The sequence below is a fragment of the Corynebacterium stationis genome, from assembly GCF_001941345.1.
GTDB lineage: Bacteria > Actinomycetota > Actinomycetes > Mycobacteriales > Mycobacteriaceae > Corynebacterium > Corynebacterium stationis.
In genome coordinates, this window is sequence record NZ_CP009251.1 from 2,064,282 (window position 1) to 2,078,673 (window position 14,392).

The following is a 14,392-nucleotide window of genomic DNA, read 5'->3' on the forward strand; positions in this document are numbered from 1 at the left end:
TGTTTATTTCGCCTCTCCGTATTCCGCGTTGTGCTCATCGCGCACCAGGTTGCCATTGCTCAGCTCAATAACTCGCTGACGTGCATCATTAACGGCACGCGCATTGTGCGTGGACATCACCACGGTAGTGCCATGGCGGTTGATTTGATTGAGCAAGGTCAAAATTTCATCAGCGGTGCCAGGGTCCAGGTTGCCGGTGGGCTCATCGGCAAGCAGCAACTTCGGGCGGTTCACAAAAGCTCGCGCCACAGCAACGCGCTGCTGTTCACCACCGGATAGCTCAGCTGGCATGCGGTGGGCTTTCGTCCCCAAGCCAACCATGTCAAGTACCTCAGGCACTTGCTTTTCGATGCGGCTTTTCTTCTTCCCAATCACTTCCAACGCGAAAGCCACGTTGGAATACACATCAAGCTTGGGCAGCAGGCGGAAATCCTGGAAGACATAGCCAATGGATTGGCGCAGCTTATTAATTTCTGTGCCTTTGAGCTGATTAACGTGGAAGTCATTGAAGTAAATATCGCCGGCCGTAAGGTTCGTCTCACGCACCATCAGCTGCAAGAACGTGGATTTACCAGAACCAGACGGGCCAATTAGGAAGACGAATTCGCCATCTTCGATCTTAAAAGACACATCATTTAAGGCCGGTCTGGTGGAGGTGGAATAAACCTTGGTTACATTCTCGAACGTGATCACAGGTGCAACACTAGCAACATTAGATGCGTACGAAAACTAAAATACAGGTTTATTCAGTATTTACAGCCCGTGCCCATCTGCCTTTCAGGCTTCGCTCATCTCTGCCATGCGCCAGCGAATGCCTGCTTCGAGGAAGTCATCAATATCGCCGTCGAGTACCTTCGATGGATCGCCCACTTCATGGTTAGTGCGCAGGTCCTTGACCATTTGGTACGGATGCAGCACATAAGAGCGCATCTGATTACCCCACGATGCATTACCGCCGGCACCGAGTGCATCCATTTCGGCGCGCTCTTCTTGGCGCTTGCGCTCCAAGAGTTTCGCCTGCAGGACACGCATCGCAGATGCCTTGTTTTGAATCTGCGATTTCTCATTCTGACAGGTCACCACAATGCCCGTGGGCACGTGCGTTAGGCGCACTGCCGAGTCCGTGGTGTTGACGGACTGCCCACCTGGACCAGAAGAGCGGTAGACATCCACGCGGACTTCCGCATCGGGGATCTCAATAGAGTCAGTCTGCTCCACGACGGGCAAAACCTCGACCTCGGCGAAGGAAGTCTGACGGCGGTTTTGGTTATCAAAGGGCGACAAGCGCACCAAGCGGTGTGCGCCTTGTTCTACGGACAACGTGCCGTACATATATTCACCGTGGACTACAAAAGTCGCCGACTTAATGCCGGCTTCTTCGGCATAAGAAATGTCATAGACATCCACCTTGTGCCCGTGCTTATCTGCCCAGCGGGTGTACATGCGCATGAGCATCTCCGCCCAATCCGCCGCATCCACACCACCAGCGCCAGAGCGGATATTAATCACTGCTTCACGCTGGTCATATTCGCCAGAAAGCATGGTGGTTACTTCCAAAGATTCGATGGCTTCGCGCAGGTCGGCAAGTTCTTCATCGACAAGCGATGCATCGCCTTCCTCTTCTGCAAGCTCATACATCACCGGCAGATCATCCAAGCGCTGCCGCAGCGCTGACAGTTTCTTGAGCTTGCTCTGGGTCGAGGACAGCTCCGAGGTAACTTTCTGCGCATGGTTTGGGTCATCCCACAGTGATGGATCACCGGCCTGAGCTTCCAGCTCACGCGCCCTTTCTTCCAAGGCACGCGGATCCATGACCTTTTCAATAGTGGTCAAGGTGGCAGAAAGATCATCAATCGCTGCAGAAATATCCGGTTGCATGGCACTAGAGTCTACCGCGCGGGAGCATTTCAATTCGCAATCACCTGATAAAGCGACAACAATAGCTTCTATGACTGAATCAGCTCAGCCCACTTTTGAAGAGATGCTCGCAGCTATCACCAAGACTTTCATCGTCGCCCATGTCGATGACTCGGATGCACACCTGGCCCAGGCTTTGGTGTACAACGCCGGGCGTTTAGCGTGGCGTATGCGTGAACAGGGCATTTCCACCGAGCAAAAGACATCCGTGTCCGATGTTGTGACCGAAGCAGACCGCGCGGCCGAAAAATTCGTCGCCGGAGCGCTCGAAGCCATCCGCGCTGACGACGGCATCATTGGCGAAGAAGGTGCGCAGCGGGAGTCCAAGTCAGGTCGCACCTGGGTCATCGATCCAGTCGATGGCACCTATAACTTCACCAACGGTTCAGATTATTGGTGTTCAGCACTAGCGCTGAGCGACGCCTCCGGCACCCTGTTGGGCGCTGTCCACCGCCCCGCGATGGGATATACCTGGTTCGGCGGCCGTGATTACCCAACCTCACGCGATGGCAAGGAAGTAGCACCGCTTGCCGATGCCCCCGCATCGCAGCTGTGTCTAGCTACCTACCTGCACCCACGTTTTATGGCAGATGAGGCGCTGTGCGGCGCCTGGCAAAAGGTAGCGCAGAATTTTGCCTCCGTGCGCATGTTGGGCGCAGGCTCCGTCGACCTATCCACCGTTGCTGATGGCTCCATGGGGGCATGGATGCAGCACTCTGTTCCGGACTGGGATTGGCTACCTGGCCAGGCATTAGTACACGCTGCCGGGGGTGCAACTTCCAAAGTTGAAGCAGGTGGAGTTGAATGGTGTATCGCTGGAAACCAGCAAGTTGTATCTGAAATGGAGAACTTCCTTCGTGGGTAAGTACAAAGAAGACCTCGGATTGGCACTCGAACTAGCAGGCCACGCCGATGTTGTGACCATGCACCGCTTTGAAGCAGCGGATCTATCGGTGAAAGCAAAGCCCGATATGACCCCAGTTTCCGATGCCGACCTAGCGTGTGAGAAGAAACTGCGCGCCGAGTTGAAAAAGGCACGTCCGCAGGATGAAGTCTTAGGCGAAGAATTCGGCGGCGAGCCGGTCACCTCTGGCCGCCAGTGGGTCATTGACCCCATTGATGGCACCAAAAACTACGTCCGCGGCGTTCCTGTCTGGGCAACGTTGATTTCGCTGTTGGAAGATGGCGAACCGGTAGTCTCCGTTGTGTCGGCGCCGGCGTTGCGCAGGCGCTGGTATGCATCGAAAGACGCTGGCGCTTTCCGCGTGTGGTGCGGCGAACCGAAGCAGTTAAAGGTCTCCCAAGTATCCAAGCTTGCCGATGCCTCCGTTGCCTTCTCCTCCCTTGAAGGCTGGACTGAGCGCAACCTGCTGCAAAACTTCATCGATCTATCCGAATCCACCTGGCGCCTGCGCGGCTACGGCGACTTCTGGAACTACTGCCTCGTCGCTGAAGGCGCAGTCGACATCGGCGCTGAACCAGAAGTCTCCCTCTGGGACCTAGCTGCACCCTCCCTGTTGGTTACCGAAGCCGGCGGCACGTTTACCAACCTCGAAGGCATCCCAGGCCCCGCCGGCGGTTCGGCCATCGCCACCAACGGCCTGCTGCACGAAAAGGTTCTAGGCAAGCTAAATAAGTAAATTAAATTCTCCTCCCCTCGCTCAACGCTGCTTTGCACAAATCGTGCTTCGCGTTGGCGGGGGTTTGGTCTTTCCTGTCGCTTCTTGGAATCTCGGCTTATTAGCTTCAAATCATCAATAACGCTTTGCATTTGAGCCGTAGCCGTGGGACACCGAGGTTGAGATAATTCCTTTAGACTTTCTGTAATTAGAATCCTGATTCTTTTTGCCTATAAGAAGTAGAAAGGTGATTGCCCCAAAGTGAGCCGCATTCTCATTACGACTGACTATCTCAAACCTGGAGACAGCGTTGACCAACTATTGCGTGAACACGGCCACGAACCGGTCTACGCGCCTTTCCGCGGGCAGAGGCAGGAAGGCGAAATCCAACAATTACTTAGTGGAGTCTCTGCTGCAATTCTCGCTAGCGAGCCTGTAACTGCCAAGAACCTCGAAGGAGCCGAGGATCTCAAAGTAATCGCTCGGAGTGGCGTTGGTTATGACACGATAGATCTCGCTGCCGCACGGGATAAAGGAATTCGAGTCTGCTATGCGCCCGGAACAAACCATCACTCTGTGGCTGAGCTAGCTTTGGGAATGATAATCGCATCCGCACGTAATCTAGTGTCCGTCCACAATTCAGTAAAAGATGGAAACTGGCCACGGCAGGCTGGACACGAATTACGTGGAAGTACACTTGGCATCATCGGATTCGGCCCAAGCGGACGGGCATTGGCTCATTTGGGTCTAGCTCTCGGCATGAACGTCCTTGTGCACACGTCCCATCCGCATGACGATATTTCAGGCGTTGAATTTGTTGAGTTGGAAAGCCTGCTAAATCGCTCCGACTATGTCTCGCTCCATACACGAGCTAACCCGCAGTCCCCTGAGCTTATAGGCGCACATAGCTTCAGATCCATGAAGCCCACCGCTGTCTTGATCAATACGGCGCGGGGATCATTAGTCGATGAAGACGCGCTAGTCGATGCCCTTGAGGCCGGCACCATCGCCGCAGCCGCGCTTGATGTATTCGATAGCGAACCTCTGCCTGTGGACAGCAAACTGCGTGATTTCGACAACGTCATTGTGACGTCACACCTCGGAGGGCAAACTGCTGAAGCTCGCGAGCGCGCAGGACTCGCCGCCGCCCAAGAAGTCATTGATGTTCTGCAAGGAAAAGAACCTTCTCATCCAGTCGATTTCTAATCAGAACCAAGCATAAAAATGCCCAAGTTTCATCTGCGTCGAACTGGCGCTGCAATTGCGGGTTCCGGTATTGCAGCGCTTTTATTGACCTCGTGTAGCACCATCGATCCGCTGCTGTCGCATCTAAAGACTTTTGACAGTGTCATCGCTGGCGAGCCCGCCGCTGCCACCGCCTCCTTTGATGAGGTTTACGGGCCGGAGTGGACTGAATACGCCATTGTCTGCCCATATTCTCCCCAAAAGAACGTCCATGAAGCCCTCGCAACGGAAGATTCCCCCATTCGGGAGCACGGCCTGCAAGATTCTGAAAACTACCTCTACCTCAAATCCGGTGACGGCACTGGCAATGGCGAAGAGAAGTGGGTTCGGTTCGCAAGCGCAGAACTTGATTTTTGCAATCTACCGAATACAAGTTCACAATCTCTAACCTTGAAGCCGACCACTGACACTCTAGATTTCACGCTCGTCCAGCCGGATTCACGGTGGACGTTGACTGACTTCGGAAACTAGTGGGAGACGAAAACATAAGGAAGTCCTCGAAGCGATTGCTTCGAGGACTTCCCTGTGGAATAAGCAGTAGATCGTGCTTAAGGTGGCGCTAGGCCAACTTAAAGCCTACGCCTACTCCACCGCGACGGTTCATGTCTGCGATAACGACATTAGAGTCAGAAACCACGGTTGGCACATGCAGCGCACCCTGCAGCGGGGTGATGCAGGAGGAGCCCATATTTCCTGGGCGGTAGCCGCCGGAGATAGCTCCCACAATCTGGCCATTGCGGAAGACTGGCGCGCCAGAGTCGCCGACAGTCGCGCAGACCTGATTGAGGTGGATATTCTCGCTCTTCATCAAGGTCATGCCGCAAGTGGTACCGGTGGCCACGCCGCGCTTGCACACGACATCGCCCGGCTGCACGTTGCCACCAACGCCACGTGCAGTCACGCCGTTGTAAGAATTGGTGACTTCAGCATCAGAGCCAAATTCGATAACGGAGTAATCCAAAGCTGCGTTCTTCGACACCACCGTGCCGGTGGGGCCGAGCTGCCAGGAATCAGCCGAAGCTACCGAGTCGCCTACTTCCGCGCAGTGGCCAGCAGTGACGCCGACCTTGCGGTTTTCTGCATCGGTACCAGCCATCGTCAAAGTACACATGGTCTGGTCATTGATGTAGATAGGCGTACCCGGACCGTACAAAGACTTTCCTTGGGTCATGGCCTGGTTGGATTCTTCTGGCACGCGAGGTGCATCAAAGAAAGAACCCGGTGCGCGGTGCAAGACGAAGTCTTCAAAAGGTTTGCCAGCGGCTACCTTAGAAAACAGGTCATTGCGCCACACATAGTTCGGATCAACCTGTACTGGCTTAAATTCCGGCTGCGTTAATTCCTGCAAACCGATAGGGTTCGGGTTGGTAAGCGCCTGCGTCTGGTCATAGGCCTGCGTCGCAAATTCTTGGACCTCACTCGCTACAGGCAACTCCGATGCCGCAGTTTCCTGAGGAGCCTGCGGCGCTTCCGGTTGTGGTGGTGCCGGCGAATTCTGCGGCACTACCTTCTGCAGCGCGTCATCGACGGCATCCGTTACTTGGCTATCTACTTGCGGAGTCTGCACTCCTACAGATGACAGCTCTCCACGGACGTGCTCTACAAATCCAGCCGAGTCAATGACCGGGTTTGGAAGTTCAGCAGCGCCCGCGGCTGGGGCTCCAATAAAAAAGGCACCCGCAAAGGCCGAGCCCACTAAGACTCTTTTTAGGTGCGGCATCCAGCGCATAAGCTTATTGCCTCATTTCAACATCTCGCATCAGTATTCCCCTAGTGCAACATCACACTGCACTGGCATCCCCCATCATGTCACGTGCTGAAAGTTTGCGTCCTGAAAAATTTCGAGCGTTACATAGCCGTAATAAAACACCCGAAATCCCACCTGCGATTTCCCCTCACACTGATCCAAACCCGCAGTTCACCTACATGTAAAAGAAATGAATCACACGGGCCCAGCAGCAGGCACATTACCCCCGATTGGAACGCCGATCCACAGCCAACCTAAAGATTCGGACTTTTCTCCATCCTTCGCCTTAACCCATTTTCACCGTTACTGCCCTCCAACCACCAAAGTCCCAACGGTTCAACATATGTCAAAGAAGTATCCGACAAGGAACCAATGACATGGGCAGAGTGATGCACAACCATTAGGAGAGTGAATTTAATCCATCTCACATGGAGTTGCGTTGCATCCCATTCACACCGCTTACATCCGGAGGAATCTTGCATACACTCAGCACATCTACGCTTGATAAGGCACCAATAGAAGCGTCGACCGCTACCTCATCGCTAGGGTCGCGTCTAAAATCCGCGCTGCTATTTACTGGTGCGCAGTGCTCCTTTTTCATCGGCGCCGGTATCGCCACCGGCCAAGAAAGCTTGCAGTATTTTACCGCGCACGGCTGGTGGGGAATGGTTTCCATCGTCCTCGTTGTCGTATTGTTTTCCTGGCTGCTTTCTTCGCTGACCGAATGGGGCCGCAAGAACCGCGACAACAGGGCCGATCCCTTCACCGATATCTGCGGTAAGACCGTCGGCACGGTGTTGCGCTACTGCGTACCCGTGTTCGTCTTCATGATTGCGGTGACCATGTTCGCTGGAGCGGGAGCATTGCTTAACGATGTCCTTGGCACGCCCACCTGGGTCGGCGCCACCGGAATGGCAGTCGTGGTTGCCATTACTTTGATGTTTGGTTTCCGCAACCTCGTGGAAATTATCGGCCGCATTGGCCCCGTCATCGTCATCGTTATTGGCATCGTCGCGCTATGGGTAGTTGTTGAGAATTTCGCAGCGCTTGCCGATGTCCCCGAAAACCTTGCCCAGTACCAACCCGCCAAGGCGAGCGAGAACTGGTTTATCGGCACTATTTTGTACAGCACCGCCATCTTGATTATCGCAGTGCCTTTTCTTACCAGCCTTGGCCGCGAAGACCGCTCGCTGCGTTCGACCGTTCGCCCAAGTATTCTCACCGGCTTTCTCTACGGCGGGGTCATGGGCCTGTGCGCGCTGGCACTACTTGCCACACTGCCCATGGTCTATGACGAAGCAACGCCCTTGGTCATGCTCGGCATCGATCTCGCGCCGTGGCTCGGCTACGTGTTCTCAATTATTACCCTTTTGGGCATTTACTCCACCGCCGCCCCCATGCTGTGGACCGTCGCCGACCAGTTCCCGCTGAAGTCCCGCCGCACCTATGCCATTGTCTGCCTAGCGCTAACCGTCGTCGCACTCATTGGCGGTTTGAAGCTGCCTTTCGCTGAGCTGGTCGGATTCGTTTACCCATCCATCGGCTACTTCGGCCTCGTCTTCTTCGGCTGCCTAGCCTACCGTCAGATTAAGTCACGGTTGGCACACCGCTAGGACCAACGATCAAGTAAAGAAAATAGCCGCAGCCAGTATTTCTACTAACTGCGGCTATTTGAAATTGGTAGCGGGGGCAGGATTCGAACCTACGACCTCTGGGTTATGAGCCCAGCGAGCTACCGAGCTGCTCCACCCCGCGCCGATTGTCATCAACATTGCATGTCAATGGCACGGCGTTAACCATATCAACAACCTTGTTTCTATCCAAATCTGCTCGATCTAAGTCTTAACCGCGCAGGCATTTGAGCAGTTCCACGAACATGCTAGTGCCGACACAGTAACGGTAAAACCATGACCGTCATACAGAGCGAGAAATTTTCTCGCGGAAATTCAGTGAGCTGTACCCACGATCACTCTTTTATGAACGCCACCAACTATTGCTCTTCGGGCGTTCCACCGGGCTGATAAGCAGCGCTGCACGCACACCAAATGTCACCAGAGTTCCTGCTAATGCGGAGCACTCCGGTGCCGTCAGCAACCACAAAGCTGTGCCGAGCCGACAACTTTGTGCCAACAGCGCGAACCCAAACAGCATGTTTTAACAAACCTAGCCAACAATACTTGTGAGCTTTAGAGACCACCTACCCGATCTGCACGCGAGATTGCAGGGCTAGTCCATGCCTCACCAAAGACTATCGAGCGCGCATCTGTGACAGAAACTGGTGAGACTTTCCAGGAACGGCGCATGCAGGAGCACACGACTAAGGCCAAGCAGCTCATCATCGATGGTCTCCCATGCATGCCATCGCTCTGCACGTTGGCTATTCCACGGCTAGCGCTTTCGGCCGCGTCTTCAAAAAGCGCACGGGTCTCTCCCCGAGTGCCTATTTCAAAGAGCATGTCAGCGCTGGCGTACGGATTTGATCACTTCTCTGGCAGCCCACCAGCCGGGCATGCCATGTACCCCGGCACCGGGTGGAGTTGCACCAGAGGCCATGAATAGTCCAGGTCGCAGCGTATAAGGGTGCAAGGAAATATTCGGGCGCATGAGTGCTTGCCTCCCAGCCATGGAACCACCGGCGATATCCCCGCCAATCAAGTTGGGATTCCACTGTTCCAAATCGCGCGGGGACCTAGCCACTGCCTCCACAATTGTGTCGCGAAAGCCCGGCGCGAAACGCTCAATCTGACAGGTGATGAGTTCGCGGATCTCTCCCGGATAGCTCTCGACATATCCATGTGGCACATGCGCATAGGTCCACAAGGTTTTCCCGCGCGAGGGGTCAGCAACAAATTGCTGGCAGACCATCACAAATGGTTGCTTCGGCATTCGTCCGGCGGCTACTTCGCGTTCGGCATAGCTGATTTCTTCTACGCGGCCACCGATGTGCACGGTTGCAGCTTGTCCCACGCGCGAGTCTTTCCACGGCACGGGCGCATTGAGCAGGAAGTCAACCTTGTATGCTGCGGGACCGTACTTCCACTTGTGGAATTGCTTAACCCGCTTCGCCGGTAGGTTAGTTCCTTTTAGCGCAAGAACCTGCCGTGGGGTGAGATTTAAGATAATGGCATCGGCAGGTCCAAACTCGCCCAAGTCACGCACATTGATGCCGGTATGAATCTGTCCACCGTTGGCACGAATGACAGAAACCAAAGCATTTACGATGGCCTGAGTACCGCCTTCGGCAAAAGGCCAACCGCGGCTCATGCCGAGGGCGCCAAATAAAATGCCAAAAGCGGCCGTGAAAGGCCGGTCAGGAGAGGTAACCGCGTGCACAGCACTGCTGGCGAGCAAGGCCTTTGCCTGCTCCGTTTTAAACAATGCCTTCCCCAATAAAGAAGCCGGCGCCAGCGCCGGGAGACCAAAGCGCACAAGGTGCGATGGGTGCGGTGGCATTTGCAGCACCGGTTGTAAAAGGTTCGCAAGATGCTTATCGATGCCCCCTACCACCTGCCCGTGCAACCGAGTCCACGCCTTATTATCTACGCCTAGTCCGGCGGCGGTTTCTTCTAAAGAATTCCACAAGATTGCTGTTTCGGCCTTATCGAGTGGATGCGCCATCTCAATAGGTGCGTTCATCCACGTTAACCCGTGTTCTTCAAGCTTCAATTCGCGGAAAGCGGGACTTGCCACACCGAAAGGATGGCCAGCGGCGCCTAAGTCGACGGTTGCGCCGGCGAAAAGCTGCGTTGACGAACGCGCTGCACCGCCGGGAGTGGATGCTGCTTCATAGATATCAACATCCCATCCAGCTTTCAGCAGCCGGGCCGCGGCGGTAAGCCCGTTAGGGCCTGCGCCGACGACAACTGCACGAGGATTACCACTCATAGGACCTAGACTACGGCCTTAGTCGCCTTTGGCAATTGTGTCTTGATTTTCCGTTGCTAAGGTCTACTAGGGCTAGGGCGCAGATAACTTCGCAGTGCGTCCACCATCAACCACTAAGACTTCACCGCTGACGAACCTGGAGCTATCGCTCGCAAGAAATACCGCGACATCCCCGATGTCTGTCGCTGCCCCGACGTGCCCAACCGGGTGCAAGTTGTTAAGGCTTGCCCGCGCAGCAGCCGGATCCTGCATTCCGTCGAGGTAGTTCTCGCTCAGGTCTGTGGCTATCCAGCCCGGCGCGATGGCATTGCACCGAATATTGTCCGCTCCCAAGTCCACGGCTAGAGCTTTGGTCATGCCGTGGATACCACCTTTGGATGCGGAATACGCCGCATGCTCGGGATTCGCGCCGATACCTTCAATTGACCCGATATTGACGATGCTGCCACCACCCGACTTCCGAAGATAAGGAAGCGCTGCCTGCGTGAGAAAGAGCGGAGCTTTGAGGTTTACATCCATCATCAGATCCCACTTTTCAGAAGTGATCTCTGAAACCGAGCTCTCAAACATAATTCCGGCATTGTTGACCAAGATATCGATCCGTCCGAAGTATCCCACGGCATCGTCGATCACCTTTTGCAGAGAGTCCGCATCCCGTAGGTCAGCCGACAAGTGCTTTACTTTTGTATTCGCCGAGAGATCTTCATCTATCGGACTGCGCTGCACAATGGCAACGCTGGCACCTTCTTCCAAGAATCGATTTACGATGCCGCGACCAATACCGCGGCCACCACCAGTTATGACCGCAACTTTTTCCAATAACTGCATGTAATTCTTGTTGTCGTTAAATCTTTGCAACGGAAGCCGTTGGCGGTAAATAGTGTCCGTACTCTGCCTTCCATGCCACCGTGTCCTCAATATCCTTATGAATCTGGCTTGTGAGGGACTCAGCGGAATCAAAGGTCATTTGGGGGCGCAGGAAGTGTACAAGCTCAACTTCCAGTAGTTGCCCATACAGGTCGCCTGCAAAATTCATGAGGTGCGCTTCCAACAAGAGCCGGCCAACCTCTCCATAAAAGGTTTGGCGGCGTCCAATAGATACGCACGAGAGATGGATGTTTCCATCAGGGCAGCGCACATATGCGACCCAGACACCGTCTAGCGTGTCCTCGCCTTCCAGGGCGATATTCGCAGTTGGAAATCCGAGCTCTCGCGCGCGGGCATCACCGTGCTCTACAAAACCGGTCAGAGTATACATTCTTCACATCCTTTTCCGTTCATTAACTGAACACGGCGTTTACCTGATGACCCTTATTAAACGTGACTACTGACACTTTGTCAATAGATAGCGCTTGCGTTCATACAAATTCACAATGAGAAAACCGGTCGCCACCACCCAATCTTGGACACTGGAAGTGATCACATCACCTATGCTTGACGCAGTAGACGCAATTAACCTGAGGTGATCAAGATTTCCAGCAAAGAAAAACCTAAAGGTCAAGGAGGAGACGTCGAAGGTGAAGACGCAACCCCTGATTTGATGAATCGCTCTGTCGTTAGAGCGATGACGCTCCTGAGCGAGCTGGGTAATCACCCTTCAGGGATTACTGCTGCGGAATTAGCTACCATTACTGGCCTTCCACGCCCAACGGTCTTCCGCCTCCTTCAGACCCTGGCATACAAAGGCATGGCGATTAGAAACGACAAGCGTTTCTCGCTTGGCTACGAAATTGCACGCTTGGGGCGCGCCGCTGATCCCTACCGCGGTCTTCGTTCACAGATTCAAGTTTTTATCGAAGGACTTTCATCAGAGCTAGGTGAAGCGACGTCATATTCCGTCGTGGAAGGTCCAGCCCAGCTTCGTCTGCTCGCGGAGGCTCAAGGGTCCTACATGCTCTCAACCGCAATGGGCTACGTCGACCGAGACATGCCTTTGCATGCTACTGCTATGGGCAAACTCCTACTCGCAGATCTCACCGATGACCAAGTGCTCACCCTGCTTCCGGACGAGCTCGAGCAATTCCTTCCCAATACGATTACAAGCCCCAGTAAGCTTCTCGAGGAACTGGCTGATGTTCGTTCCAACGATTATGCAGTTATGGACAACGAACTCGAAGAGGGTCTTTTTGCCCTCGCGGTTCCGGTTCGTGACCGCTCGAACAATTTAATCGGTGTATTGGCCACATCAGGGCTAGACCAACGAATGAAGTCCACGGATATCACTCGTTTCGTTGGGCAGATTCGCGAAGCTGCCCAACGCCTTCTCAGCACCATTATCGAAGCCTAAAACGCCGCGGAACTGCGCAACACAAAGTGGAGCCTGATGAAAATCAGGCTCCACTTTATATTTCAGGATTCCCAAACCAAGCTGAAGTGAACTTGATCTTGGTTTGATTATTTAGCAGGCACCTCAGTCTTGATAGGTTCTAGAGGCATCGTGCAGGTTTCGATATTCGGATCAGAATCCTGGTTTTCAACGATATGCTCCACATCTGCATCACATTCGACAATCGGTACGGATCCTAGAAGCGGACGGTGCGCAGATTCGCGCATCTTCCAGATAGCTACCAGTGCAATGACTGAGAAGAACATCACGTACATCGCAGGTGCGTAGGCATTACCGGTCTTGTTCAGCAACATCTGGCTAAACAGTGGGGTTGTTCCACCGAACATTGAAATTGCAATATTGTGTGTGAATCCAACGCAACCATAGCGTGAGGCAGTTGGGAAAAGCTCAGCCATTACAGCACCGGTATTGGCGAGGAACAATGCACTTGGAATCGAAAGCATAAACAGCACTGCATATAGCGACCAGACCGTGCCCATCTGTGCGACAGCAAACGCTGGGAAGAGCAACACAATGTTTCCGCCAGCTGCCAGGAAGTAGACTGGGCGGCGCCCAATCTTGTCACTGAGGATTCCGAAGAAAGGAATCAAGATTGCCTGAATTACCAGGACAATTACGGCCGCAACCGCAGTATGCGATGCGTGAACTCCCGTTTCAATCTCAATGTATGTAGGCAAGTAACTAGTCAACATGTAGGACGAAGAACCATCAGCCGCGATAAGCGCTACACCGATGAGAATCATCGGCCAGTAACGACGCAGAATCTGCTTGAGCCCGTGGCGTTCAAACATAGGGTGCAAATCAGCCTTCGCTGCCTTCTCGCCCATCTCTTCTGCAAGTTCGAATGCAGGTGATTCAGGAGTCTTGCTACGAAGAGCCACAGCCAAGATACCTAGTGGGAGCGCCATCAGGAATGGAATGCGCCAGCCGCCTTCAATCATGGCGTCTTCGCCCCAGTACGAGGTGGTGATGGCCGAAGTCAGTGCGACCATACCGGCACCAGCTGCGAAACCGAGCTGCGAGCCGGAGTTGAGCAGGGCCGTCATAAATCCACGACGATTATCAGGCGAGAACTCTGCAATATAAGTTGATGCACCGGAATACTCACCACCGGTGGAGAAGCCTTGCAGCATTTTCAAAAGGTAAAGCGGAACGATTACCCACAGGCCAGCGGTTTCTGAGGTAGGTAGTAAACCGATGAGAGTCGTTGCACCGGCCATCAGCGCAATGGTGAAGAACAGGACCTTACGTCGTCCGATCTTGTCTCCCAATGGTCCAAGAACCATGCCACCCAGCGGACGGACAATGAAGGAAACAGCGAAGCCCAAAAGTGTGACAACAAGACCCATCGACTGGTCCATACCTGCAGTAAATACGGCAGTCATGGTCACCGCTAGGTAACCGTAGACGCCGATGTCGTACCACTCAACGAAGTTACCTACGCCGGCACCGATTTGAGCCTGCCGGAGAGCTTTCTTGTCAGCAACGATGACATCATCTTTGCGCAACGCCCTATTTGGTACGGTATTTATTCGATTATCGGACATGTCGTCCTCCTGAGGTTTTGATGTGGGTAGAAATACTTGTCAAAAATGGAGTTTTGATAAACGAGTTCCTATTCCGGTTGCCGCT

At 53.9% G+C, this 14,392-nt stretch carries 14 protein-coding genes and 1 tRNA gene; 7 read left to right on the forward strand and 8 right to left on the reverse strand.

Translation table 11 applies throughout. The features are described from left to right. Nucleotides 1–3 precede the first annotated feature (3 nt). Together ftsE and prfB are read right to left on the reverse strand one after the other, a co-directional pair. Nucleotides 4–693: a cell division ATP-binding protein FtsE gene (gene ftsE, locus CSTAT_RS09620; RefSeq protein WP_075723261.1), complete on the reverse strand. Its 690-nt coding sequence runs from the start codon at nt 691–693 to the stop codon at nt 4–6. An 84-nt stretch (nt 694–777) separates the two neighbouring features. Continuing rightward, nucleotides 778–1,878 carry a peptide chain release factor 2 gene (prfB, locus tag CSTAT_RS09625; protein ID WP_075723262.1) on the reverse strand — a complete coding sequence of 367 codons (1,101 nt, stop codon included), beginning with the start codon at nt 1,876–1,878 and terminating at the stop codon, nt 778–780. Between the two features lie 70 nt (nt 1,879–1,948). Between prfB and CSTAT_RS09630 the strand changes: the two genes are divergently transcribed. From CSTAT_RS09630 to CSTAT_RS09645, 4 genes are all read left to right on the forward strand, one after another. Then, the gene (locus tag CSTAT_RS09630) at nt 1,949–2,782 is read left to right on the forward strand and encodes an inositol monophosphatase family protein (RefSeq protein WP_075723264.1); all 834 of its coding nucleotides are present in this window, start codon (nt 1,949–1,951) and stop codon (nt 2,780–2,782) included. Next, nucleotides 2,775–3,557, forward strand: a complete 783-nt coding sequence (hisN, locus tag CSTAT_RS09635; RefSeq protein WP_075723266.1) for a histidinol-phosphatase — start codon at nt 2,775–2,777, stop codon at nt 3,555–3,557. Before CSTAT_RS09630 ends, hisN begins: the two co-directional genes overlap by 8 nt. 240 nt (nt 3,558–3,797) lie before the next feature. Next, entirely contained in the window at nt 3,798–4,742 is a 945-nt protein-coding gene (locus CSTAT_RS09640) for a phosphoglycerate dehydrogenase (RefSeq protein WP_075723268.1), read from the forward strand. A gap of 18 nt (nt 4,743–4,760) precedes the next feature. Beyond that, nucleotides 4,761–5,252, forward strand: a complete 492-nt coding sequence (locus CSTAT_RS09645) for a hypothetical protein (protein ID WP_075723269.1) — start codon at nt 4,761–4,763, stop codon at nt 5,250–5,252. A gap of 88 nt (nt 5,253–5,340) precedes the next feature. On the opposite strand, the gene CSTAT_RS09650 is transcribed toward CSTAT_RS09645, so the two are convergent. Then, complete coding sequence (locus tag CSTAT_RS09650) at nt 5,341–6,510, reverse strand: S1 family peptidase (RefSeq protein ID WP_075723270.1); 1,170 nt, start codon at nt 6,508–6,510, stop codon at nt 5,341–5,343. A 494-nt stretch (nt 6,511–7,004) separates the two neighbouring features. On the opposite strand from CSTAT_RS09650, the gene CSTAT_RS09655 reads away from it, so the two are divergent. Next, nucleotides 7,005–8,141, forward strand: a complete 1,137-nt coding sequence (locus CSTAT_RS09655) for a YkvI family membrane protein (protein ID WP_156845118.1) — start codon at nt 7,005–7,007, stop codon at nt 8,139–8,141. A gap of 65 nt (nt 8,142–8,206) precedes the next feature. Here the strand turns inward: CSTAT_RS09655 and CSTAT_RS09660 are convergent. After that, nucleotides 8,207–8,283: transfer RNA gene (locus tag CSTAT_RS09660), tRNA-Met, on the reverse strand. Between the two features lie 596 nt (nt 8,284–8,879). On the opposite strand from CSTAT_RS09660, the gene CSTAT_RS14000 reads away from it, so the two are divergent. Beyond that, nucleotides 8,880–9,008: a helix-turn-helix domain-containing protein gene (locus CSTAT_RS14000; protein ID WP_083640809.1), complete on the forward strand. Its 129-nt coding sequence runs from the start codon at nt 8,880–8,882 to the stop codon at nt 9,006–9,008. Here the strand turns inward: CSTAT_RS14000 and CSTAT_RS09670 are convergent. The 3 genes from CSTAT_RS09670 to CSTAT_RS09680 form a co-directional block, all read right to left on the reverse strand. Next, the gene (locus tag CSTAT_RS09670) at nt 8,986–10,413 is read right to left on the reverse strand and encodes a phytoene desaturase family protein (protein WP_075723272.1); all 1,428 of its coding nucleotides are present in this window, start codon (nt 10,411–10,413) and stop codon (nt 8,986–8,988) included. The two genes, CSTAT_RS14000 and CSTAT_RS09670, sit on opposite strands and share 23 nt — an antisense overlap. A 72-nt stretch (nt 10,414–10,485) precedes the next feature. After that, a complete protein-coding gene (locus CSTAT_RS09675; RefSeq protein ID WP_075723274.1) occupies nt 10,486–11,241 on the reverse strand; it encodes an SDR family NAD(P)-dependent oxidoreductase in 756 nt (251 codons plus the stop codon). A 16-nt stretch (nt 11,242–11,257) separates the two neighbouring features. Further along, nucleotides 11,258–11,671 carry a riboflavin kinase gene (locus CSTAT_RS09680; RefSeq protein ID WP_075723276.1) on the reverse strand — a complete coding sequence of 138 codons (414 nt, stop codon included), beginning with the start codon at nt 11,669–11,671 and terminating at the stop codon, nt 11,258–11,260. A 282-nt stretch (nt 11,672–11,953) separates the two neighbouring features. On the opposite strand from CSTAT_RS09680, the gene CSTAT_RS09685 reads away from it, so the two are divergent. Then, nucleotides 11,954–12,700, forward strand: a complete 747-nt coding sequence (locus CSTAT_RS09685) for an IclR family transcriptional regulator (protein WP_075723896.1) — start codon at nt 11,954–11,956, stop codon at nt 12,698–12,700. Nucleotides 12,701–12,807: 107 nt separating this feature from the next. Here the strand turns inward: CSTAT_RS09685 and CSTAT_RS09690 are convergent, their stop codons facing one another. Continuing rightward, nucleotides 12,808–14,307 carry an MFS transporter gene (locus CSTAT_RS09690; RefSeq protein WP_075723278.1) on the reverse strand — a complete coding sequence of 500 codons (1,500 nt, stop codon included), beginning with the start codon at nt 14,305–14,307 and terminating at the stop codon, nt 12,808–12,810. Nucleotides 14,308–14,392: the final 85 nt, after the last annotated feature.